The sequence below is a fragment of the Pantoea sp. Fr-CA_6 genome, assembly GCF_024520895.1.
Classification (GTDB): domain Bacteria; phylum Pseudomonadota; class Gammaproteobacteria; order Enterobacterales; family Enterobacteriaceae; genus Pantoea; species Pantoea agglomerans.
In genome coordinates this window covers 44198-67676 of sequence record NZ_JALNPO010000005.1, presented here as the reverse complement: position 1 = coordinate 67676, position 23479 = coordinate 44198, and the positions used below count along the sequence as shown (strand labels likewise).

Annotated in this window: 15 protein-coding genes, 1 tRNA gene and 2 pseudogenes; 13 read left to right on the top strand and 5 right to left on the bottom strand. The window is 49.1% G+C overall.

Features of this window, described 5'->3' with window-relative positions; genetic code table 11:
* Position 1: 1 nt before the first annotated feature.
* Positions 2-637, bottom strand: coding sequence for a hypothetical protein (locus tag NR201_RS11055; RefSeq protein WP_010251615.1), 636 nt, complete (start codon positions 635-637; stop codon positions 2-4).
* 129 nt (positions 638-766) lie between these two features.
* Positions 767-1276, bottom strand: a complete 510-nt coding sequence (locus NR201_RS11050; RefSeq protein WP_010251612.1) for a DUF2501 domain-containing protein — start codon at positions 1274-1276, stop codon at positions 767-769.
* A gap of 544 nt (positions 1277-1820) precedes the next feature.
* On the opposite strand from NR201_RS11050, the gene NR201_RS11045 reads away from it, so the two are divergent.
* Together NR201_RS11045 and NR201_RS11040 are read left to right on the top strand one after the other, a co-directional pair.
* Positions 1821-2222, top strand: coding sequence for a DUF2382 domain-containing protein (locus NR201_RS11045; RefSeq protein WP_010251609.1), 402 nt, complete (start codon positions 1821-1823; stop codon positions 2220-2222).
* A gap of 16 nt (positions 2223-2238) precedes the next feature.
* Positions 2239-3234: a YsnF/AvaK domain-containing protein gene (locus tag NR201_RS11040; protein WP_256849772.1), complete on the top strand. Its 996-nt coding sequence runs from the start codon at positions 2239-2241 to the stop codon at positions 3232-3234.
* Positions 3235-3338: 104 nt separating this feature from the next.
* On the opposite strand, the gene NR201_RS11035 is transcribed toward NR201_RS11040, so the two are convergent.
* Positions 3339-4007, bottom strand: coding sequence for a bifunctional 2-polyprenyl-6-hydroxyphenol methylase/3-demethylubiquinol 3-O-methyltransferase UbiG (locus NR201_RS11035; RefSeq protein WP_256849771.1), 669 nt, complete (start codon positions 4005-4007; stop codon positions 3339-3341).
* Positions 4004-5017 (bottom strand): HNH endonuclease domain-containing protein, encoded by a 1014-nt coding sequence (locus NR201_RS11030; RefSeq protein ID WP_163799088.1) that lies wholly within the window; start codon positions 5015-5017, stop codon positions 4004-4006. The genes NR201_RS11035 and NR201_RS11030 overlap by 4 nt, the downstream gene beginning before the upstream one ends.
* A gap of 378 nt (positions 5018-5395) precedes the next feature.
* Here NR201_RS11030 and NR201_RS11025 point away from each other — a divergent pair, with 378 nt between their 5' ends.
* The 10 genes and pseudogenes from NR201_RS11025 to NR201_RS10980 all read left to right on the top strand — a co-directional run bounded on the left by NR201_RS11025 (position 5396) and on the right by NR201_RS10980 (position 21036).
* Positions 5396-5857 carry a hypothetical protein gene (locus NR201_RS11025; RefSeq protein ID WP_256849770.1) on the top strand — a complete coding sequence of 154 codons (462 nt, stop codon included), beginning with the start codon at positions 5396-5398 and terminating at the stop codon, positions 5855-5857.
* A 41-nt stretch (positions 5858-5898) separates the two neighbouring features.
* Entirely contained in the window at positions 5899-6273 is a 375-nt protein-coding gene (locus NR201_RS11020; RefSeq protein WP_069025766.1) for a hypothetical protein, read from the top strand.
* 149 nt (positions 6274-6422) lie between these two features.
* Positions 6423-7454 (top strand): DUF1176 domain-containing protein, encoded by a 1032-nt coding sequence (locus tag NR201_RS11015; protein ID WP_256849816.1) that lies wholly within the window; start codon positions 6423-6425, stop codon positions 7452-7454.
* A 211-nt stretch (positions 7455-7665) separates the two neighbouring features.
* Positions 7666-7750, top strand: a tRNA-Leu gene (locus NR201_RS11010).
* 256 nt (positions 7751-8006) lie between these two features.
* Positions 8007-9209: pseudogene (locus tag NR201_RS11005) on the top strand (tyrosine-type recombinase/integrase).
* Between the two features lie 554 nt (positions 9210-9763).
* Positions 9764-12997, top strand: a complete 3234-nt coding sequence (locus NR201_RS11000) for a helicase-related protein (protein WP_033759695.1) — start codon at positions 9764-9766, stop codon at positions 12995-12997.
* Positions 12994-13800 carry a DUF4391 domain-containing protein gene (locus NR201_RS10995; RefSeq protein WP_033759697.1) on the top strand — a complete coding sequence of 269 codons (807 nt, stop codon included), beginning with the start codon at positions 12994-12996 and terminating at the stop codon, positions 13798-13800. Before NR201_RS11000 ends, NR201_RS10995 begins: the two co-directional genes overlap by 4 nt.
* A gap of 10 nt (positions 13801-13810) precedes the next feature.
* Entirely contained in the window at positions 13811-15934 is a 2124-nt protein-coding gene (locus NR201_RS10990) for a DUF262 domain-containing protein (RefSeq protein ID WP_033759699.1), read from the top strand.
* Entirely contained in the window at positions 15927-17978 is a 2052-nt protein-coding gene (locus NR201_RS10985) for a site-specific DNA-methyltransferase (protein WP_306281336.1), read from the top strand. The genes NR201_RS10990 and NR201_RS10985 overlap by 8 nt, the downstream gene beginning before the upstream one ends.
* 10 nt (positions 17979-17988) lie before the next feature.
* Positions 17989-21036: a type III restriction-modification system endonuclease gene (locus NR201_RS10980; RefSeq protein ID WP_256849769.1), complete on the top strand. Its 3048-nt coding sequence runs from the start codon at positions 17989-17991 to the stop codon at positions 21034-21036.
* Positions 21037-21347: 311 nt separating this feature from the next.
* Here the strand turns inward: NR201_RS10980 and NR201_RS10975 are convergent, their stop codons facing one another.
* On the bottom strand, positions 21348-22307 hold the full coding sequence (locus NR201_RS10975; RefSeq protein ID WP_033759703.1) for a toll/interleukin-1 receptor domain-containing protein: 960 nt from the start codon (positions 22305-22307) through the stop codon (positions 21348-21350).
* A gap of 154 nt (positions 22308-22461) precedes the next feature.
* On the opposite strand from NR201_RS10975, the pseudogene NR201_RS10970 reads away from it, so the two are divergent.
* Positions 22462-23429: pseudogene (locus NR201_RS10970) on the top strand (IS3 family transposase).
* Positions 23430-23479: the final 50 nt, after the last annotated feature.

The following is a 23479-nucleotide window of genomic DNA, read 5'->3' as shown; positions in this document are numbered from 1 at the left end:
ATTAGTGTTTTGGGCGCTCCAGCGCCTCAAGCAGTTCCGGGAAGAAGTCCTGCAGGATTTCAGGGGTCATCAGTTCGGGATACTGCATCAGATGTTCGCGGATACGCTCGTTGATGTCCGGCAGCAGACGCTGGGCCGCGGCGCTGGCGGTGATTTTGTGCTTCTTCATAGCGCGCAGCAGATCGCCTGGCAGCGCGTCTTCGTCGTCGGCGTCATCCACCATCTCCAGTGCGTCCAGCTCGTCGAACATCTCCATCAGCGCTTCGGTCTGCGGCGTGCGCGACTCATATTCACGCGGATGTTCATCTTCCAGGAAACGCAGCATAGCGCGCATCGGCGTGCCGTCTGGCGTGGAAGGCGGCTCGGTAGCGAACCAGCTCAGCAACTGATGCATGGTGACCTGATGGACGCGAAAACCGCTGTCGACCAGTTCATCGGCCAGCAGCTCGGCAGTTTCGTTTTCAATCACGCAGATGTGGGTACGTTTGGGTTCGTACTGCTCCAGCCACTGGTAGATCTCTTCAATCACGCCATCGTCATACTCGAATTTTTTGGTGACATAGCTGTCGTCCTGTTCGTGAACGCAGGCCTGAATCTGATCGGGGTCGAAGTAAAGTGCGATGTTGATGCCTTTCATGCGTGCTGTCCTGTAGAAATCAAAACAACACTATAGCGCTCAACCCCAGGTTAAGGGAATGTCAGGCATCACAGCATGGGGGCGTTTAACGCTCCCCTCAGAGCAGAGAGGGGAGGGAAGGGAAGGAGATTACGAGATAAAGTTTTTGCCCTGCTTCAGCACTACGTCACAGGCTTTGGTTTTCAGCTTCTCACCCATCGGCGAGTTGCTCAGGCTTTGCAGATTCAACTGCTGGCCATTACCGGTATTCAGCAGACCGGCCACGCCCTGGGTGTAATCGGTTTTCTGTTCCTGCGCGGTGGTGGTGTTCAGACCGAGCTTGCTCAGCACCTGATCTTTGACCGACTGCACATTGTTTTTCACCACGTTGTGTTCGACGCAGTACTGCATCACACCGGCGGCATTGGTCATGCTGTTGGCGCTGACCGCTTTATCGCCGCCGCCCAGCATGCTGGTAATGGTAGAAAGCGACATGCCGCCATTCTGCTGCGTGGTGCCGGTGGTGCTGCCGTTGTTCTGCTGGCTGAGCTGCGATGCTGCACTGCTCAGCTGATCCTGCCAGCTTGCCGCTGATGCACTGCCTGCAACCAGAAGTGCCGCCAGTCCCCATCCCCACGCACTACGTTGTGCTTGCTTCATTTCAACCTCGGTATGTGCTTATTCAGTTTTCCTAAGAAAGGCTGAAGAGCAGAAAGTTCCTGACTTCCTTTTATAAATAGCGTCTTAAATAGCACTTTGGGAATCTTCTGTAACAGGAGCGATAAAATATTCAGATGCCTGTGGGTGTTATTATTTTGTGAAGTGATTAACTGAGGGCGGTAATAAGCACATTCCGCGGAAACATTATTTAATATCCTCACGCTGTTTATCAGGAATCGTCCTGGTTTAAATTAAAGTTACCGCTTTGCTTATAGCGTGTTTTCTAAGCGCTTGCGTCTGGCTTGGTAATATTTACCTGCGAAATCATATTAACATAACTTCATGTATTTTAATTGTTTCTTATTTTTAGCGTAGCGGTGATTTAAGCCGTGCCGCTGGTTTTTGATGCGATTTTCTGTGCCGTAATTAAATTGAGTTAGCGGAGTTTTTTATTATTCCGGCTTGCGAAATCAGCGAGAGTGTTCATGCTTAATCACTGTGTCAGGCAGTTGTGGCAGATATTTAATTTAACGGGAGCGATATTATGGCTGGACAGCCAGAGCACAATAATAATGCAGAGGTCACGCTTAAACTCGCTGAAGAGCAAATAGCCCTGACGAAGCAAAAGATTGTGGATGGACATGTCCGTGTTACCCGTTCCACAACTGAGCATGACGAGGTCATCAGTACACTGCTTAACCGGGAGAAGGTTGAGGTTGAGCATGTAGCGAAAGCGCAACCCGTTGAAACGATGCCCGAAATCAGGGAAGAGAACGGTGTACTGATTGTCCCGGTAGTAGAGGAAGAAATCCAAATCGTCAGAAAGCTGGTGCTTAAAGAGGAGATCCACATCCGAAAAGTGCAGGAGAATGTTCCTTTTCAGGAAGTGGTGACCCGACGTGAGCAGCAGGTGAACGTTGAAAGAGATGACGATCAAATTAGCTAACAGAGAGGAACCTATCATGGCACATGAAAAAATCGTAACACTGTTCGATTCTGCAATTCAGGCAGAGGCCGCGAAAAGAAATCTCGTGAAAGCAGGCTTTTCTGATCGGGACATCAGTCTTATCAGTGGAGAACGTTTGCAGGAGGAAGGACACTCTATCCGCCATCCGAGCATCTGGCAGCGTCTGTTTGGTCACTCCGTTGATAAAGAGCAGGCCGATGTTTACACCAGAGCGATGGACAAGGGCGGTGTAGTGCTGACCATCCGCACCGAGGAGGAGAAGCTGGCTCGCGCCATGACCATTCTCCATTCTCATGACTCGGTGGACGTTCCGTCACGTATGCAAAGCTCGGTTGAGAATGGCACCACCGCGCCGGGCATCAACCCGACGACGGCCGGTAAGCAGTTTGCCGGTGAGACCAACGACCGCCAGGTTGAACCGCGACGCACCTCACTGACCGGTGATGAGAGCGAAGCTGACATTCTGCGTCTGGCCGAAGAGCAGGTAGAAGTGGGTAAACGTCTGGTGAGCGAAGGCTCCACTCGTGTTCGGCGCTATACCGTGACCGATACCGTATCTGAAGATATCTCGTTGCATGAGCAGCACGCTGACATCTTCCGCCGTTCGGTGAATGAACCCGCGCTGGCTGGTGAAGTGGACTGGTCCGAGAAAACCGTCGAGGTCGCTGAGACCCATGAGCAGCCGGTGATCAACAAAACGACCCACGTGAAAGAAGAAGTGGTGGTGCGTACCGACGGCAGCGATCGTACCGAGACGATTAATGACACGGTACGTCGTCAGGAAGTGGATATCGACCATGCACGAGGTGGTCTGGAGCGCGAACTTCCGGGTACGACCGCAGGGGTAAAACCTGCGACCGCCGCCACAGGCACGCAGTCACCAGGTGCACATAACCGTGACTACAAAGAGAGCCTGACTGAGAAGGTGATTGAGAAAGCCAGCGACGTGAAGGATAAGGTCGGGAACAAACTGCACGATCACTCGCATTGAGGCGCTTATCCTGACAACAACAGGCGCTAATGGGCACCGCTGATGCCCGATGCTGAGCATGCAAGATACAAGAAGGGGCCAACCGTGAGGTTGGCTCTTTTGCGTTATTTTTTCCTGATAATCGCATTCAGCCAGACTTCGTCGCCACGTCCCACACGTACATCACCGGTCTGCCAGGTTTTTTCTGTTTCAATAGCGAACCTGTTCCTCATTATGCCCTCAGAGTCAGCCTCTCTTTTTATCCCTATCTTATTTGTAGTCAGAATCTCACCGCCGAGTGTATTAACCTCATCTACCAGTTTCTGTAAGCCAGCCACATCCATATCTGTAAATCTGCGTCCGTCCTTTTCCCGTTCGCCGCGGCCATATTTAAAAGAGAGATACTCTACGCCGCCAGGCTTCAGCGCTATGGCCAGTTTTGTCATGACGCCGGGTAGTTCAGCTTGAGAGACATGCAGTAGCGAGGCGCAGCACCAGATACCGTCATATCTTTCAACCGCATCCACATCCTGAAAGCGCATCTGTTCTACAGGCTTCCCGGATAACTGGCGGGCCAGCGCAACCAGCTCCGCCGAGGCATCAAAGGCTTCGACGATAAAACCCATTTCGCTGAAGGCTTTAACGTCACGACCTGAACCGCAGCCTGCATCGAGAATGCGAGCGCCCGGCGGCAGGCAGTCAATAAAAGGCGGGTAAAGCGCAGACATATCCACGCTTGCCGTATCGGTAAAAAACCGCTGAGCGTTCTGCCGGTAATAATCTTCGTTGTTCAAAACAGGCTGTCTCCCTGTGCCGCTGGCTGCCATTCGTGGAGCAGAGAAAATTTTGCCGTATCCCAGCTGTTTTGCAGGAAGCTGTGCCGCAGCATCGGCGTTGCGCCGGTCTGGCGGATTAACGTCTCCCGCAGTGGCAGATGACTGTTAATAAAGTATTCGTTTCGATCATGCAGTCGCTGCAAAAGTGTTATCGAAGGGATACGCGCAAACTTACCCTGTGCGCCGCGATTACAGGTCTGGCAGGCCAGCACCAGATTCCAGACGCCGTTGAGGTTGCCGATTTGCTCGCTGAGCATCAGCGGCAGAAAGTGATCGACATCCGCCAGGTTCTCTTCGCCACCCGTCACGCCAATGGCGCGAAAGCAGTAAAAGCACCGGCCTTTCTGGTAGCCGTTCAGGCTGCTGCGGCAGCTGGTAATGGTGACGCGGCGACCGCTCTGGCGGCTGAAAAGCATCTTGTCATTATCGTCATAATCAACCGCAATCAGGTTACGTGAAACGTTCATCGCCCAGGCTTCTTCTACCAGCCGCCATCTGGCATCCGTTTCCGCTTTCAGACTGGCAAACTGTTCGTTTTCCGTCAGCTGATAAAAGTTCTCCGTAAGCCGGATGCCTTTATGGCTTCGCCGTTCATCCAGGAAAAAGCGTTTGTCGATCTCGGCGTGATTCACATTATGAAAAGCATCGATGACGTTTGCGAACCCGCGCTTAACGGTAATGGCAATTAACTGTTCTTCGCTGATTTCGCCTGCGTTGAATTGTCTGCATGCCTCCAGAAACTCGCTGCTTTTACTGGTGATCTGCTTTGGCGCATGACGCAGGTGGGCACATAAATGCCGCACAAAAGGCACGGCCAGCGCTTCCAGCGTAATCAAATCGTTGTCCGGCTGCTTCAGGTCGTACAGCGCATGGGCAAGAGCAAACTTATAGGAGGCGACGTTTTTGCCAAAAAGGATAACGCCGCGCCAGTAGTTTTCAAGGCGGGGATCGGCCTGGTAAAAGCGCATGCAGGATCCTGTTTTGCGAGACAGCTCGAAGAATTCACGTAACAGGATCACATAACAAATGCAGGTAAATGTAAACCGTAAAGGTGGGGAGGCGTTTGGGGCGTTTCTAAGGGCGAACAGGCGCTGTAAGACAATCAAGACAACATCAGCTTGAGAGGTAAGTAGAGGGAAAATGCACAGGCTAAAACGTTGGGCCATAGCCGGATTTATTCAGGTAATTCAGTTGTGGGGCAGGTGCGCAGCAATTTCTGTCGCTGGTACGCGTCAGACAGATCGTACTGCACTGAAAGATGATCGGGCAGGGCAGTAAAAACGGATAACGGCGTCATACCTTCTTCGATATAATCAGGAGCTATCCGAACAGGTCGGGTCATTTAAATGCATCAGATTTTTTCGTTTATTATTTCACTGCTGTCGTTAGTGTTCATCATTTTGCTCATCTGGTCTTTCTTCAGGCCTTTGCCCCTTAAAAAATGGCCTCCTCCTTCTCCAGGGGAGATGAAAAAGATATCGGCTAACACTCCGATATTGAAAAAATTGGGAATGAACACGGAAGATTATTACTATGACAGCGACTTCCTGTATCAGCAGCGTGACGGCGAAACGCTTTGCAAAGTTCCGCTGGAAAATATTATCAGGATAAAAGTTTCCGGAACTGAAGTCAGCAGTCGCCGGGTATGGCTGGTTCGTTATGTCACCGGGTCTTATAGCACCGAAAGGGAGTTCAGAGTCCTGAACAACTACACCCTTTTTAATCGGGATTTTGCCGGTTTTCTTGCCGCCGTGAAAGAGGCCAATCCAGCGGCTGAGGTGCAGGAAATGACCTTAGGACGACTGTAAATTGGCAGGATAGTGCGGAGCGCTTTAGCAGGAGCAAAGATATGGAACCCCCATTAGCTGACGTTATCGCTTTTGTCCGAGATTTTGCAGGATGCAGACGTGAAATAATCGATGAAAATACCTGGCTGGAAAAGGATCTGGGGATTACCGGCGATGATGGTGTTGAATTGCTGGAGGAGGCCGAAAAAGTTTTCGGCGTGAGCTTTTCTGCAGAAGAAGGTGGTTTCAGGAAGGCGTTCTCTCTGAAAGAAAACGAATATCTTTTCCATAGTGAAGGCATCGATTTTTTTGGCATTGTTTATCTTTGCAGACGACTGCGCGGTATTCCTGCGCCTGTCATCCGCGATCTCTCTGTCGGCCAGTTGCACAGCGTGCTGGTTGAAGCGCTTAACAAAAAAGAGAGAGTTACCCGATAGGCGCATCGCCCAGGACGGGGCGTAGCCTTTTTTCAAAGCCCGTCGGCGATTAACAATGGCTTTGGGTTCCCTCACACCGATGGTGAAAGAGTGATACCTGTGCTGATATCAGAAATACAACCTGAGGGAATAAAGTGAACTATAAACCGATGCTTTTCGTGCTGGCGATGCTCTCCCTGTCGGCTCAGGCCGCCCAGAGCGGAAAAACGCTTGAGCACAAAGACTGGGAAGTTGTGTGTGATAACACCCTGACCTGCCGCATTGCGGGTTATGGCAAAGAAGAGGATCCCTCCGGCTCAATCCTGCTCACCCGTGCCGCAGGACCGGGAACGGAGACAGTGGGAGAGGTGACGCTGGGCGACACCGAAGATGATAGCAAACCGGCGGAAAAGCTAACGCTGTGGATCAACGGAAAATCAGTCGGCGATCTGGTGGCGGCTGACGATAACTGGCGGCTTTCGGCAAGTCAGACCGCTGCGGTAATCAACGCTGTCAAAGGCAGCGGTAAAGTCGAATTTAAAGGCGGCACAAAGCCTTTCCTGCTTTCCGGCGAGGGCGCTTATGCCGTGCTGCTGAAAGCGGACGACGTGCAGGGCCGTATCGGCACACCAGGCGCGCTCACTAAAAAAGGCAATAAGCCGGAGAGCAGCGTGGCTAAGGCCGTGCCCGCACCGGTTATTCAGGCGGCAAAAACCCTCAGCGGCGAACCCCGTCTGCTGACCGCACCAGAAATCAACGCGCTGAAAACCCGACTCCTTTCAACGGTTAATCACAATGACGATGACACGTGCGATAGCCTGTATTCACCTGCAGAAAACAGCGACCCGGAAACCGACGGACTCACGCTTACGCCACTGGATGACACACACGCTTTGCTTTCGGCGCTCTGCTGGCGGGCCGCTTATAACGAAGGATATGGCTACTGGGTCATTGATAACCAACTCAAAGGCACGCCGGTGCTGGTGACCATCTCCGGGTCGGATTACGACAAGGGCGAGATTACCAATGTGCAGAAAGGTCGCGGTATTGGTGACTGCATGAGTCAGGAAAGCTGGGTATGGGACGGCCAGGCTTTCCGCAAAAGCTATGATGGCGGGACCGGTATGTGCCGTTATATCCATGCGGGCGGCACCTGGGATCTGCCTACGCTGGTAACTGACGTGAAGCCTGTTTCGGGTTAGAGCTTTTGATATGCCAGTGAAACATGGTGGCTGACGCGAGTGCTTTACAGCGGGCGAGAGGGAATGAAGAATTTCTGACAAGCAAGTCACGCAGTGTCCCGGAGAACCCAAAAGACGGTTTTTTCAGCAGTTGCACCACTGCCTGCGGATAAGGGTTGCGGAAACAGGGGGTAACGGTATAATCCTCAACGTTTTCCGCATACCCTTCAGTGCCGAAGTGGCGAAATCGGTAGACGCAGTTGATTCAAAATCAACCGCCGCGAGGCGTGCCGGTTCGATTCCGGCCTTCGGCACCAATAGTATGTAAATGGACCTCAACTGAGGTCTTTTTTTATGCCTAAAATCCAGTACCCTCAAGGCTTTGCCCCGCTTTTCAGTCAACCGACGTCAATCTGAGTTACCTCACATCAACATGCTTGTGAGTATAGAACCGAGTATATATGCTGGTTCGATAATGCTTATATACTCACGGCAGCATATAGAAGGAATACCATCATGGCCCTGACTGATGCCAAAATGCGTTCGGCAAAACCTGAAGCAAATGAATACTAGATAGTAGACGGCGAGGGCATGTTTTTGTTGATACACCCTAACGGCTCCAAATACTAGCGCTTTCGTTTCCGCTTTAGCGGTAAACAACACCTGATGGCTTTTGGCGTTTACCCAGAGACATCACTGGCTGATGCCAGACATAAAAGAGAAGCTGCCAGAAAACTCGTTGCCGCTGGGATTGATCCTCGCGAACAAAAGCGAGCAGTAAAAGAAGAGTTGGCGAAAGAAGTCTTCACCTTTGAAGTGGTTGCCAGAGAATGGCATGCGACTAATAAGAAGTGGTCAAAAGCTCACAGCGCTCGAGTTTTGAAAACCTTGGAAGATTTTCTTTTCCCGGCCCTTGGTAAACACAATATCACCGAACTTAAAACTCGAGATTTACTGGCACCTATCAAAGCCGTGGAGAAGTCTGGACGTCTTGAGGTGGCTTCGCGTCTGCAACAGCGCACAACAGCAATCATGCGCTATGCCGTACAAAGCGGTTTGACTGATTACAATCCCGCGCAGGAGATGGTCGGAGCTGTTGCTCCAGGTAACCGGCAACATAGACCAGCGCTTGAATTGAAACTGACTACCGAGCTGCTTCAGCGTATAGGCAGCTATACCGGTAGGCCGCTGACTCGCCTTGCCGTTGAGCTAACACTTCTTGTCTTCATCCGTTCCAGTAAATTGCGTTTTGCTCGCTGGTCTGAGATCGATTTCGAAACATCAATGCGGACGATTCCTGCCGAGCGAGAAGCTATTGAGGGAGTAAAGCACTCACAACGTTGCTCAAAAATGCGTACACCTCATCTGGTACCACTTTCCCGACAAGCTCTGGCGATTCTCGAGCAGATAAAAACGTTCAGCGGTAATCATGAACTGATCTTTATTGGCGATCATAACCCGCGCAAACCGATGAGTGAAAACACAGTTAACAAGTCATTGCGAGTAATGGGATATGACACACAGGTTGAAGTGTGCAGTCACGCTTTTAGAACCATGGCATGTAGTTCGTTAATCGAGTCAGGAATGTGGTCTAAGGATGCTGTAGAGCGGCAGATGAGTCATCAGGAACGTAACTCTGTGCGTGCTTCTTACATTCATAAGGCAGAGCACCTGGATGAACGCAGGCTAATGCTGCAGTGGTGGGCTGATTTTCTGGATGCGAATCGGGAGAAGGGGATTAGTGCGTTTGATTTTGGAAAATTAAATTTAGCTTAAAAAATATATTGTTGTTTGAGATTTATGCATGCCATGGGCTTTACAGATTTGTACCTAATTCCAAACGGACCACAGTTTGCTCTTTTAGATAAAAATGGTATTTGTGGCAACTAAAAGCAAGAGAAGTCTATACATAGAAGGCGTGGGATACTGCAGTTGATGAACTGAGCAGTAAGGCTTGGGACTTTATGAGCATTTAGGGGGGGTAACTTAATGCTGATTTTCTGAAGTAGGCCAACCGCGCTAAGGGTTATACTGGCGCGGTTGGTTTCTAAAGTTTCTTTTTTTTATGGTTATTGCTGATAAAATAGAAGGTCTTATCTAGTTTTATTGGCCCCCCAAATATATGCAATGCAGTCGTTCGTGAGAGGCGTAATCAGGACATTTAATGGGCTTCATTCAGTCGATTTGAAATTTTCATATCCTCTTAAAATACAAGAAATATGGGTATAGATGCCAATTTTGGTCGAAATCTAGCGTTTTGCAGTATCATTTGGTACTGATTATTACAACCTAATGCCGAAATATTTTTCGATAATTGAACGAGAGCGACCATGAAGCTGATTCATAACTCAGGTAAAGATCGTGTTATAGACCTAATCCGACCTCATATTAAGCGTGGCAATCAACTAGGTTGCGTAACTCCTTCGTTCTCTTTATATGCTTTTGCTGAAATGCGTGATGCGTTGTCTGTTCTTGAACGGGTCCAATTTATCTTATCACCTGACGATAAGGCACTCGACTTCCTCGGAGAGGAAGGTGATCGTGGTGCGCGGAATTGCCTACAGACACGTTGGCTAGCCAATCAATGTGCGAAATGGATAAGTGAAAATGTAGAGCTTCGCCGCGCACATGGGCTGGTGCCACAGGGTACTATAGTAATGCGTAAACCTGATGCTACCCCTCAGCAAGTGGTCTTGGGTTCATTCGCATTTACTACGGCTGGCCTTGGACTGACACCAGGGAACCCCCTTAGCTTGATTCAGGCTTCAGAATCTTCCAGTGAAGCTGCCATGTTATCCCAGTGGTTCGATCAACAATGGCTGAGTTTGCAAGATGCGTTAAATAGTGATCTAGTAGATGGTGAAAGTGATCGCGATGCAATGGTTGCAGCTTTACGTTCCATCGGTGAACACCGTGATCCATCGACCATTTATTCTCTCATATTGCACAACCTATTTCGTGATAGCGATGATGGAATGGACGAAGAGCGCATCGTCAAATCTGCAACCGGCATCCGAAATACGGTGGTCTGGAAAAAGCTATTCAAGTTCCAGCGCGACGGCGTAGTAGGTGCTATCGATAAGCTCAATCGTTTTGGCGGCTGTATCATTGCTGATAGTGTTGGTCTAGGTAAAACCTTCGAAGCACTGGCGATTATTAAATATCACGAGCTGCGTAATGATCGTGTTCTGGTATTAGCACCTAAGCGATTGCGTGATAACTGGACTCTCTACCAAACTAATGACAAACGTAACATTCTTGCTGCTGATCGCTTCAATTATGATGTGCTGAATCATACCGATCTGTCACGCGATAGGGGGAGCTCGGGCGATATAGACCTGTCACATATTAACTGGGGTAACTACGATCTGGTGGTGATTGATGAATCGCACAATTTCCGTAATAAGGTGACGCATAAAGGTAAAGAATCGCGATATGATCGTTTGATGCGGCGTATCATCAAGGAAGGGGTCAAAACCAGAGTCCTCATGTTGTCAGCGACACCAGTCAATAATCGTCTTTCTGATTTGCGTAATCAGATTGCATTCGTTACAGAAGGTGATGACGCGGCCCTACAGGAAAACGGAATAACCAGTGTTGAGACAACTACTCGAAAGGCCCAGGCTCAGTTCAACCGTTGGTTGGCAATGGACGAGTCTGAAAAAAAACCTTCTAAGCTTGTTGAAATGCTAGGTTTTGATTACTTTACACTTCTAGACCATCTAACTATCGCCCGTTCGCGAAGGCATGTGGAGAAATACTACGGCACTAGTGAGACAGGTCGCTTCCCTGATCGCTTACCGCCGATCAACATCAAGGCTGATGTTGATCTTGCTGGTGAGTTCCGAGCTATTCGCGAGATTAATCATGAAATCCGCCGCCTCACGCTGGCCAGTTATGCCCCGCTTCGCTATGTTTTGCCGCATAAGCAGGCGGCCTACGATGCTAAGTACAGTACGCAGATTCGCGGTGGGGAAAGTTTTTTCCATCAAGCAGACCGGGAAGAAAGCCTAATTAACCTACTGCGGGTAAATGTGCTAAAGCGTATGGAAAGTTCGGTAACGTCATTCGCGCTGACGGTGCAACGGCAACTCAGGGATGTTGAAGCAACTTTGGCCCATATTGAATCGCATACGGGCGAGCTTGAAGAAATCGACATTACTGATGTCGACATCGACGATCCTTCCTTTGAAGCTCTACTAGTTGGTCGCAAAGTTAAGGTATTGCTCGGTGATGTTGACTTGATTCGCTGGAGGCAAGACTTAATCGAGGACCGTAATCGTTTGGCTACTCTGTTGTCAGCAGCCAAACAGGTTGATGCTGACCGTGACGCTAAATTGGCAGCCCTGCGTCAGATGATTGAACACAAATGTCTCTATCCCATCAATAGCGGTAACCAAAAAATTATCGTATTCACTGCATTTTCTGACACTGCAAGCTACCTTTATGCGCAACTCGGCCCATGGGCCAAGGCCAAGTTGGGGATCGATGCCGCATTGGTCACTGGGAGTGCTGGCATACAGACTACATTGCCGGGCTTACGTAAGAACATGAGCGAAGTATTGTCTGCGTTTGCCCCGAGAGCCAAGGAGCGCCCGGAGGATCTCACTAGTGAAGGTGAAATCGATTTACTGATAGCTACTGATTGTATTTCTGAGGGCCAGAACCTGCAGGACTGCGACTGGCTAATCAACTACGACATTCACTGGAATCCGGTGCGTATTATTCAGCGTTTTGGTCGTATTGATCGTATTGGCTCACCGAACAAATGTATCCAGCTTGTAAACTTCTGGCCTAACATGGAGTTGGAGGAATATATAAACCTGGAACAGCGGGTCAGTGGCCGTATGGTGCTGCTTGATATCTCTGCCACAGGCGAAGAGAATCTTATCGAGCAGCAGTCAGGTAACCCTATGAACGATTTAGAGTATCGGCGCAAACAGCTACTCAAATTGCAGGACACGGTTATCGATATGGAAGACCTTTCTAACGGTGTATCGATTACCGACCTAACCCTAACCGATTTCCGCATCGATTTGGCAGAGTATATGAAAGCTCATCCAGGCAAGTTGGAGAGCCAACCTCTCGGTGTATATGCTGTTACCACCACCTTGGACTCTGAAATTCCACCCGGCGTGATTTTCTGTTTGCAAGTCTGTAAATCTGTAGGGCAGAAGGTACAAACTGACCGAGTAACATCAGATTACCCACTCGCGCCACACTACTTAGTCCACGTTGGCGATGATGGTGCCGTTTTACTTCCTTACCTACAGGCTAAACGCATCCTTGACAGCTTAAAGCGTCTAGCGCTTGGGCGTGAACTTCCCGACGAGACGGCCTATGCACGCTTTGACAAAAAAACCAGGCAAGGCGAAGAAATGAGCCATGCCCAAAAACTACTCGCCGCAGCGGTTGCCTCAATAGCGGGTAAAAATGAAGAACGCGCAGTCGCCAGCCTGTTCACTCCAGGTGGGACTCACGCCATCAAAGGAGAGTTTGCTGGGATCAATGATTTTGAGGTAATAGCGTTTATGGTGATCTTGCCAGAGAGTGAGTCAGCATGACAGTCATTGACGTGGGAGCCTTTATCCAGGCATTAGGCCTTCCCGACAGTTGTCGAGTGGGTCAGCGTGTTCCCAAGAAATTGCTGCTTGAAAACAGTGCCGCTACGGTAGCGGACAAGCGTTTGATCATTGATAATATCGCAGAAATCCAGTGGATTGCAGCACTTAAACCCAATACCATCGGGGTGCCAAGCTATCGGGATACTCGGCGCGAATATCTCGAGGTCGCGGTACTGGCTGTGACCTTAAAGGGGGCCGTAAAAGCTACACACCGGTCCCGTTTGGCTGAGTTAGTGCATCGTGCAGTGCCTTATCCGGTGCTGCTGCAACTGATTGACGGGCAGACGCAGACCCTTTTTCTTGCGCATAAACGCTGGGCGCAAAACGAGTTCAGCAAAGTAGTGCTTGAAGGCGGCTTGGTATCTGTCGCGCTATTCCACGCTATGCCGGAAACTACGGTAGCTACTCATTTAACATATTCGGAAGTCGAGCAAGCTTTCATGCAGTCTCTATCACTTACACGTCAACCACAGATCACGCTGTACACACTTTACCAGGGCTGGATAGATTGCGTACTGGCACTTCTGGCAGCTCGGTTGACGGGAAGCTACCGAACGACAACAACTCCGGAACAGGCTGCGGCACGTCGGCAAGCTTTAGCCGATTACGAACGGCTCGATGGCGAAATTAGCCGTCTGCGGGGGCAGGCCGTAAAAGAAAAACAAATGGCACGCCAAGTTGAAGTGAATCTACGGTTGCAAGCACTGCAGGCTGAGCGTCAACGGATCGCACAATATCTCTAAGGAATAAGAAGTGAAAGCCTCAGAAACTAATCTGCTTAAGTTCTTACGCAAGTCTCCACAGTTCGTTATCCCTATCTACCAGCGTAACTATTCGTGGACGGAAGCTCAGTGTCAACAGCTCTGGTCTGACTTAACGCGCGCTGGCCGTGACAAGTATATCGACGGCCATTTCATTGGATCTATCGTCTATGTGGAGCGAGGTCTATCCACTGTGACGACTCAGGAAGCGCTGTTGGTCATCGATGGGCAGCAACGCTTGACCACCAGTACTTTACTGATTGCAGCGTTAGCTAATCATTTTGAAACCAATCAACTTCCCGAACTCCTCGACAGTTTTTCCGCTCGAAAATTACGCAATTACTACTTGCTTAATCCAGATGAAGACGGCGAACGCCACTATAAGCTTATGCTGTCGGAAACAGACAAAGAAACTCTGCTGGCAATCCTTAAGTCAGCCCCGATGCCTATGGAAGTGAGTTCTCGCATTGAGCAGAATTACAAGCTCTTCCAGGCGCTGATCGAAAAGCATCAGGGCGAGCTCGAAGCTATCTGCCAAGGCCTTGCCAAATTACTCATTGTAGAAGTGTCGCTTGATCGTACTCGGGATAACCCGCAATTAATCTTCGAAAGCATGAACTCCACCGGTCTTGAGTTGAGTCAGGCTGATCTGATTCGCAATTACATCTTAATGGGGCTAGAGCCAAAGCTTCAGACGGAGCTCTATCAGAGTTACTGGCGGCCAATGGAAAAGGCGTTTGGTCAGGCGGCCTATGTGACGCATTTTGATCCTTTTATGCGTCACTACCTCACTGCTAAGACGGGAGATATTCCGAATGTGCGTGATGTATACATTGCCTTTAAGGCCTTCGCTCGCTCTAGCCAAGTCGATACCACCGCACTTGTCGCCGATATACACGCTTTTGCAAGTTACTACTGTGCTATGGCTCTTGGAGCAGAAACTGCGCCACCATTAAAACAAGCCTTCCATGACCTGCGTGAGCTCAAGGTAGATGTGGCTTATCCTTTCTTGCTCGATGCTTATCATGACTACAAGATGGCTCGGCTGACAGTCGACGAATTGGTGAGCATTGTTCGTTTGGTGGAAAGTTATGTGTTTCGACGCGCTATTTGCGCTATCCCCACTAACTCGCTCAACAAAACTTTTGCCAGCCTGAGTCGCTCGTTGAAGAAAGATCGCTACCTGGAGAGCGTCCAGGCCGCGTTTTTGCTACTGCCATCTTACCGTCGCTTCCCTAATGATGAAGAATTCCAACACAAGATCAAACAACGAGATCTGTATAATTTTCGTAGTCGTAGCTATTGGTTACGACGCCTGGAAAATCACGGACGTAAGGAGCGAATTGTGCTGGAGGATTACACCATCGAGCACATCCTGCCGCAAAATAAAGTGTTGTCACCGGAGTGGCAAGCAGAACTCGGTCCAGATTGGCAAACGATCCAGCAGACATGGTTACATACCTTGGGCAATCTCACTTTAACGGGCTACAACAGCGAATACAGCGATTATTCATTCGCCTATAAGCGTGACCAGATCACCAATAGCGAAGGTAATAAGATTGGCTACAAATACAGTGCCCTCAATATTAATGAGGGGCTGGGTGAACTGAGTCGGTGGGACGAGAATACAATCAAGGCGCGTGCTGAGCGACTTGCCAAAGTCGCAACCCAAGTATGGGGGCTACCATTGCTGGATAGTAGCGTCCTTAATGCCTATAGCCCCACGGTAACTAACACAGGGCAGCAATACGGCATTGTTGACCATCCATACCTTGCCAAGGGCTCTGTAAGCGCCTTATTTGATGCCTTGCGCAAAGCGATTTTAGATTTAGATCCATGCATTTACGAAGAATATCTCAAGCTCTACGTTGCCTACAAAGCAGAGACCAACTTTGTAGATGTTGTTCCCCAGGCCAAGCGTTTACGCTTGTCGCTTAACATGCCGTTCAGCGAGATAGATGACCCTAAAGGGCTATGTACCGATGTTACAAATCTTGGCCGTTGGGGCAATGGCGATGTGGAAATCGGATTGTCCAGCTTTGAGCAACTTCCCTATGTCATGGGCCTGATTCGGCAGTCCTTTGATCGCCAGATGGGTGGCCCACAGGATGTTTGATCCTAAAAATACTAAATTACCTGAGAATCACGCTATGACCATGAAGAAAGTCGACATCAACAACCCAGAGGCTCAGTCTGCTGATTTGGTGGCTGGCAATATTGCACAGCTTAAAGTCCTGTTCCCTGAACTGATTACCGAAGGGCCTGATGGTGTTGCTGTGAATGTAGATGTGCTGAAAGCATTAGTGGGTGATAAAAGTGTCACTGACGCTGACGAGAAATATGGCCTTAACTGGCATGGCAAACGCCGTGCACGCCAACTGGCGTTGACGCCTAGCACTGGCACTCTGCGCCCATGCCCCGAAGAGAGCGTGGACTGGGCTACCACTCAGAACCTGATGATCGAGGGAGATAACCTCGAAGTTCTTAAGCTCATGCAAAAGAGCTATGCCGGTAAGGTCAAGCTAATCTACATCGACCCGCCTTATAACACTGGTAAGGATTTCGTGTACCCGGATAACTTCCAGGACAACATAAAAAACTATCTGGAACTTACTGGACAGGTAGACGGTGGACAGAAGATCAGCAGCAACACTGAAGCTAGCGGGCGGTTTCATACTGATTGGCTGAATATGATGTATCCAAGGCTGAAGCTTGCTAGAGGGCTTCTAAAGGATAACGGGGTCATTTTCATATCGATTGATGAACGAGAATATTCAGCATTGCGCATCATGTGCAGTGACATTTTTGGTGAGGAGAATATTGTTGGCACCATTGTGTGGAAGAATGCAACCGACAACAACCCTACCAATGTGGCAACTGAGCATGAGTACTTGCTAGTGGTTGCAAAGAAGAAAGATTCAATTGAGACAGAATGGAAATCCTCTATTTCAGATATCAAGGATGTCCTCATTAATATTGGAAGTGAGTTAACGGCTAAACTGAAAGGAAAGGAACTACGTAACACATATAACGAATGGTTCAGACAGCATAAATCAGAATTGTGGCCACTGGATCGCTATAAGTACATTGATGAAGACGGAGTATATACAGGAAGCCAGAGCGTTCATAACCCAGGCAGAGAAGGTTATAGGTATGATGTGCTCCATCCAGTAACACAGCTTCCTTGTAAACAGCCATTAATGGGGTATAGATTCCCTAAGCAAACAATGGATGGGCTGCTTGCTGCCGATCGAATACTGTTTGGAGATGATGAATCGAAGATCATCGAACTCAAAGTATACGCTTCTGAATTCAAAGAGAAATTATCTAGCCTTTTGGAGTTAGATGGTCGGCTAGGAGCTTATGATCTAAAGGAAGACTTTCCTAAAGAAGGAAAAGTTTTTACTAACCCAAAACCAGTACGCTTGTATGAAGCATTCCTGCCGTTTCTTCTTAAGGACGATGGTGATCTGATCGTAGATTTTTTTGCAGGCTCAGGTGCAACCGCTAAGGCCGTGTGGAAGTTAAACCTAAAAGATTCAATTAGGCGAAAGTTTTGTCTCGTCCAGCTTCCAGAGGCTTTGAGTTCGAGCGATAAAGATCAGAAGGCTGCGGTTCTACTCTGCGATGCGCTTAAGGTTCCTCGCAACATTTCAGAAATTACAAAAGAACGACTACGCAGAGTCTCCACCACAATCAAAGCAGATAACCTGGAGTGGCAAGGGGATAGCGGTTTCCGTGTCTTCAAACTTGATCGCTCCAATATCCGTGGCTGGAATCCTAGTCCAGAAAACCTGGAAGCTACATTGCTCGATTATGAGGATCATCTACTGGAAGGTCGTAGCGAAGCCGATGTTCTATACGAGTTACTACTCAAGCTTGGTCTTGATCTTTGTGTTCCCATTGAACAACGTATTATTGCCGATCGAGAAGTTTACTCCGTTGGGGGCGGCGTGCTAATAGCCTGCCTGGCTGAGCAAATCAACCGGGAGCAAGTGGAAGCTCTTGCTCAAGGTATCATCGGTTGGTATCAGGAGTCGGCACCAGTTGGTGATACCACTTGCGTATTCCGCGATAGCGCTTTTGCCGATGATGTAGTGAAAACTAACCTCGCCGCCATTTTGGAGCAGCATGGCATCCAGAACGTGCGCAGTTTGTGAGGGGAAATATATGAAACTTCATTTCGAGCCTAACCTCGATTATCAGATGCAGGCTATTGAAGCAGTATGCGATTTGTTTCGTGGCCAGGAAATCTGTCGTACCGAGTTCACTGTGACGATGAAGGTCCCACAGTCGGGCGCAGGCTTGCTAACTGGAATGCAGCCAGAGCAATTGACATTGGGTATGGCCGAGTCTGATCTGGGCGTTGGTAACCGCCTGACCCTGCTTGACGATGAGCTACACAAAAATTTGGCTGATATCCAGTTTCGAGGTGGTCTGCCGCCATCTGAAACATTAGCCTCTGGCGACTTCACCGTGGAAATGGAGACAGGTACCGGTAAGACCTATGTTTATCTGCGTACCATCTTTGAGCTAAACAAGCGCTACGGTTTTAGCAAGTTCGTGATTGTGGTGCCTTCGGTGGCGATCAAAGAAGGTGTCTACAAGACCCTACAAATCACCGAGGATCATATTAAGGGGCTCTATGCCGGTGTCCCTTTTGACTATTTTCTGTATGACTCTAGCAAGCTTGGGCCAGTGCGCAATTTTGCCACCAGTTCGAACATCCAGATCATGGTGGTGACGGTAGGCGCTATCAATAAAAAGGATGTGAACAACCTCTATAAAGAAAGTGAAAAGACTGGCGGTGAGAAACCGATTGATCTGATTAAGGCAACACGGCCTGTTGTCATTGTTGACGAACCACAAAGTGTAGATGGTGGTCTCGAAGGGCGTGGAAAAGAAGCGCTGGATGCGATGAACCCGCTGTGCACGTTGCGTTATTCAGCGACTCATGTGAATAAGCATCACATGGTGTTTCGCCTTGATGCCGTAGATGCCTACGAACGCAAGCTGGTCAAACAGATCGAGGTAGCCTCTGCTACAGTGGAAGACGCGCATAATAAAGCGTTTGTACGGTTAGTGGCGGTTGCCAACAAGCGCGGGGCCATTAGTGCCAGGATCGAACTGGACGTTACCACCGCCAGTGGCGTGAAGAGACAAGAGTTGACCGTTTCAGATGGTGACGATCTGGAGCAACTTGCCAAACGTTCCATTTATGCGGATTTTCGCGTCGGTGAGATCAACACGGCTAAGGGGAGCGAATATATAGAACTACGCTACCCTGGCGGTGAAGTGTTTTTGAAACAGGGGCAAGCTTATGGTGATGTGGATGCAATGGCCGTGCAGCGTGAAATGATCCGACGTACGATCCGCGAGCATCTGGATAAGGAAAAACGTTTGCGTCCGTTGGGTATCAAGGTATTGAGCCTGTTCTTCGTTGACGCTGTTGACAAGTATCGACAGTACGACACGGACGGCAATACAGTCAAAGGTGACTATGCTCGTATCTTCGAAGAAGAATACCGCCGGGCTGCCAGATTACCGGCCTATCAGAGTTTGTTTGCCGAGATCGACTTGAACTCTGCCGCTGAAGAAGTACATAACGGATATTTTTCTAGGGACAAGAAAGGGCGCTGGACGGACACTGCCGAGAATAATGCAGGCAACCGGGAGAATGCTGAGCGTGCTTATAACCTGATCATGAAGGAAAAGGAAAAACTGCTTTCCTTTGATACGCCGCTCAAATTCATCTTTTCTCACTCAGCCCTCAAGGAAGGCTGGGATAACCCCAATGTATTTCAGATCTGCACGTTGCGTGACATCCAGAGTGAACGTGAGCGTCGCCAGACCATTGGGCGTGGACTGCGTTTGTGTGTTAACCAACATGGAGAGCGGGTGCGTGGTTTCGAGGTTAACACCTTAACCGTGGTGGCCACTGAAAACTACGAGCAGTTTGCTGAGAACTTGCAGAAAGAAATAGAGGCAGAAACAGGTATACGTTTTGGCATTGTCGAGCAGCACCAGTTTGCTGTTATTGCTGTGGTGGCTGGCGATGGGCAGACCGTTCCCTTAGGTATCGAGCAATCCAAGGTTCTATGGGAGCACTTGAAAGCGGCTGGCCATATTGACGCCAAGGGGAAAGTTCAGGACTCTTTGAAAAAGGCTCTGAAAGAGGGCAATTTGGTACTACCGGCAGAGTTTGAGGCACAAAAAGGCCAAATTGCCGAGGTGTTGCGTAAGGTGTCCGGTCGTCTTGAGATCAAAAACGCCGACGAACGCAAGCCAGTGCCGCTGCGCAAGGGCATGGATGGCAAAGCCATCTATCTCAGCGACGAGTTCAAGGCGTTATGGGACCGCATCAAGCATCAAACCACCTATCGCGTGCAGTTTGATAATACCAAGTTGATCGCCGACTGTATTAGCCTCCTACAAAAGGCCCCCACGATTGTCAAAGCACGCCTGCAATGGCGTAAGGCCGATATCGCTATTGGTAAGGCCGGTGTTCAAGCGACAGAGAAAGCTGGAGCTTCAACGGTAGTGCTGGATGAAACAGATCTTGAGCTTCCGGATATTCTGACGGACTTGCAGGATCGTACCCAACTGACCCGCCGTACTATCATTAGTATCTTGACCGGAAGCGGACGTCTGGATGACTTCAAACGTAACCCGCAGCAATTTATCGAATTGGCCGCCGAAACTATAAACCGCTGCAAACGGCTAGCCTTGGTCGATGGCATCAAGTATCAGATGTTAGGTGATCAGCACGTCTATGCGCAGGAGTTGTTCGAGAAAGAAGAACTTACTGGTTATCTCCAGAACATGTTAATGGATACCCAAAAGTCGATATACGAACATGTGGTGTACGACTCGACCACGGAACGAGACTTTGCTGACGCGCTGGAGAAAAACGACGCGATCAAACTCTATGCCAAATTACCGGGCTGGTTCAAGGTCCCCACTCCACTGGGTAGCTACAATCCGGACTGGGCTGTGCTGGTAGAGGAAGATGATGCGCAGCGTCTGTATTTTGTGGTGGAAACCAAAAGTAGTCTGTTTGCCGATGATCTGCGAGATAAAGAGAGCGCTAAGATCGTATGTGGCAAGGCGCATTTCCATGCCCTCGCAGTAGGGGGAGGAGCACTTGGCGAGAATCCAGCACGCTATGTGGTCGCGAATTCCATTGATGGTCTTTTGGCAGAGGCAAGTAATAAATAACGGGTTACGGTAAATATTCGTTAAACTAAATGAAGCTGACTGCCAGTGCAATTACGGCGCTGGCAGTCAGCAATGTTTGATTCGAGGAACTCTGATTAGTGTTTACTGTAGCCAAACTGCAATTATCGTTAGAGCTGGTAAAACTATTGGCTGTTGACAACAGCTAAAGGTACCTTTAATTACATTATAGTGTTTTAAAATCCATACTTGGTGCAATAGATATTTCGGTGGTGTCAAGCCTTAAGAATTCGAAAAGTACCACTTCGAGGACTGGAAATGTCTTATGGGACGAAAGGCACTCAAGTCTTGTTTTAATGATTTTCATTATGCTGTTGATTTAATAAGTATTCAAATGCTTTATACCCATCGTCATCATTAATTAATAATCCTATTATATCCTCTGAGTTGAGAATAAAAGGCTCGTGCTTATATATCATGGCAAAAAATCGTTGAGCTAAAACGTTTCCCGCCCGATGAAATGCAGCCTGGTCGCCAGAAGTTGTTTGTCCGGGAAAAAATACCGACATAGCGGCTGTGCCTAGAGCTCTCATGCCCCTTGATGGTGTGGAATAATCCCAGTGCCAGCGCCCTTTTGTTGGACAAAACGTTTCATTTTCGTCAGTAAGCATATAACCCCACTCTTTGCTGTCCAACATCCACTGTGGAGCAAGCAGGGGGTGTTGCGGGCTCAGTGTGACTTCATGTGTGCGGCCATTGCCATAGAGTTCAATATCCAACCCCTGAAAATGATGCTTTGCCAGTTTTACTAGGTCATTCGAGGCTATTTTTTTCTTAATCAAGATACTCATTTCGGCTTGAGAGATCCCCTCTGCCAAAGCATACATTTCATTACCAATAAATAAATTACGTTTATGTAATTCAGCTAGGTCTAGGTAAGCCCTGCCTGCAAGTGGGGCCGGGAGGTCTCGAATGCAATCAGACTCGAATATCAGAGGAATAATTTTCACTTGATCTTCGTGAGCAATTTTTTCAAGAATCTGCAATTCCCGGTGTAAGCCGGAACCAACCTTTTTTGCTGAGTGTAAATAATCAGCATCACATATGCAGAACACTTTAATAGGACGATGTGTGAGTGCTTTATGAATACACGCATCAATGGACTCACCGAAGCCAATCGTATCTCGGTCCCAGAATACTGAATATTTTCCATTAAGGCTGTTGACTATCTGTTGCCGGACCCATTCTTTTTTTTCCAGAGAACCACCCCAAGCATACGATATAAAGATGGCTACATTACTCTTGTCATCCATAACTGCACTACCTCGCTATTCACAAAAATTATTGATCCCATGTTAGCACTTAGGGCGATTGAGTCGACTTCAAATGGCTATCTTGACCTGCTCTCCGTTGATTAGTACACACCAATGTTAGTAATGTCTTCATCAGTCACATGAGGACATCCTCATGAAGACGCGTTTTTCCGACGAACAGATCATCAGTATTCTCCACGAGGCCGAAGCGGGTTTTGGCCCGGGAACTCTGCCGCAAGCATGCTATGTCAGAGGCTACCTTCTACACCTGGCGCAAGAAGTTTGGCGGCATGGAAGTCCCTGAGGTAAAGCGGCTTAAGTCACCTGAAGAGGAGAATGCCCGCCTTAAGATGCTGGTCGCCGAAGCCATGCTGGATAAGGAGGCGCTTCAGGTGGGGCTGGGCCGAAAGTTCTGACGACAGACCAGAAGCGGGAAGCCGCCGCTTTGGTTACCGGCGCATCTGGCAGTTATTGCGCCGGGAGGGCCTTCACGTCAACCACAAGCGGGTATACCGCATCTGTCACCTTAACGGCCTGGGTGTAAAGCGCAGGCGACGCCGTAAGGGGCCGGCGACTGAGCGGCTTCCGCTTCTTCGCCCGGATGCGCCCAATCTGACCTGGTCAATGGATTTCGTCATGGCTGCACTGGCCGCCGGTCGCAGGATCAAGTGCCTTACCTGCGTCGATGACTTCACAAAGGAATGCCTGACAGTCACTGTTGCCTTTGGGATTTCAGGCGTTTAGGTCGCTTGTATTCTGGACAGCATCGCGCTTTTTCATGGCTATCCGGCAACGATAAGAACCGATCAGGGCCCGGAATTTACCTGCCGCGCACTCGATCAATGGGCTTTTGAGCATGGTGTAAAGCTGCGACTTATCCAGCCGGGTAAGCCAACGCAGAATAGATTTATTGAGAGTTTCAATGGCCGCTTTCGGGATGAATGTCTGAATGAGCACTGGTTCAGCGATGTTCTTCATGCCCGGAAAATTATTAATGACTGGCGGCAGGACTATAACGAGTCCAGACCTCATTCATCGTTGAATTACCAGACTCCAGCTGAATTTGCAGCAGGCTGGAGAAATGGAAAATTAGAAGGTAAACAAACCGACATTACTAACTGATCGTTGTATCTAATACTGGGGGCAGGTCAGAAGGCCCGTACAGCAAAGTC

What these genes read in the sequence shown, in the direction of transcription:
- NR201_RS10975 (WP_033759703.1), bottom strand. Translation starts at nt 22,307, where the DNA reads ATGGATGACAAGAGTAATGTAGCCATCTTTATATCGTATGCTTGGGGT.
- NR201_RS11015 (WP_256849816.1), top strand. Translation starts at nt 6,423, where the DNA reads ATGCTTTTCGTGCTGGCGATGCTCTCCCTGTCGGCTCAGGCCGCCCAG.
- NR201_RS10980 (WP_256849769.1), top strand. Translation starts at nt 17,989, where the DNA reads ATGAAACTTCATTTCGAGCCTAACCTCGATTATCAGATGCAGGCTATT.
- NR201_RS11025 (WP_256849770.1), top strand. Translation starts at nt 5,396, where the DNA reads ATGCATCAGATTTTTTCGTTTATTATTTCACTGCTGTCGTTAGTGTTC.
- NR201_RS11040 (WP_256849772.1), top strand. Translation starts at nt 2,239, where the DNA reads ATGGCACATGAAAAAATCGTAACACTGTTCGATTCTGCAATTCAGGCA.
- NR201_RS11050 (WP_010251612.1), bottom strand. Translation starts at nt 1,276, where the DNA reads ATGAAGCAAGCACAACGTAGTGCGTGGGGATGGGGACTGGCGGCACTT.
- NR201_RS11020 (WP_069025766.1), top strand. Translation starts at nt 5,899, where the DNA reads ATGGAACCCCCATTAGCTGACGTTATCGCTTTTGTCCGAGATTTTGCA.
- NR201_RS11030 (WP_163799088.1), bottom strand. Translation starts at nt 5,017, where the DNA reads ATGCGCTTTTACCAGGCCGATCCCCGCCTTGAAAACTACTGGCGCGGC.
- NR201_RS10995 (WP_033759697.1), top strand. Translation starts at nt 12,994, where the DNA reads ATGACAGTCATTGACGTGGGAGCCTTTATCCAGGCATTAGGCCTTCCC.
- NR201_RS11045 (WP_010251609.1), top strand. Translation starts at nt 1,821, where the DNA reads ATGGCTGGACAGCCAGAGCACAATAATAATGCAGAGGTCACGCTTAAA.
- NR201_RS11000 (WP_033759695.1), top strand. Translation starts at nt 9,764, where the DNA reads ATGAAGCTGATTCATAACTCAGGTAAAGATCGTGTTATAGACCTAATC.
- NR201_RS10985 (WP_306281336.1), top strand. Translation starts at nt 15,927, where the DNA reads ATGTTTGATCCTAAAAATACTAAATTACCTGAGAATCACGCTATGACC.
- NR201_RS11055 (WP_010251615.1), bottom strand. Translation starts at nt 637, where the DNA reads ATGAAAGGCATCAACATCGCACTTTACTTCGACCCCGATCAGATTCAG.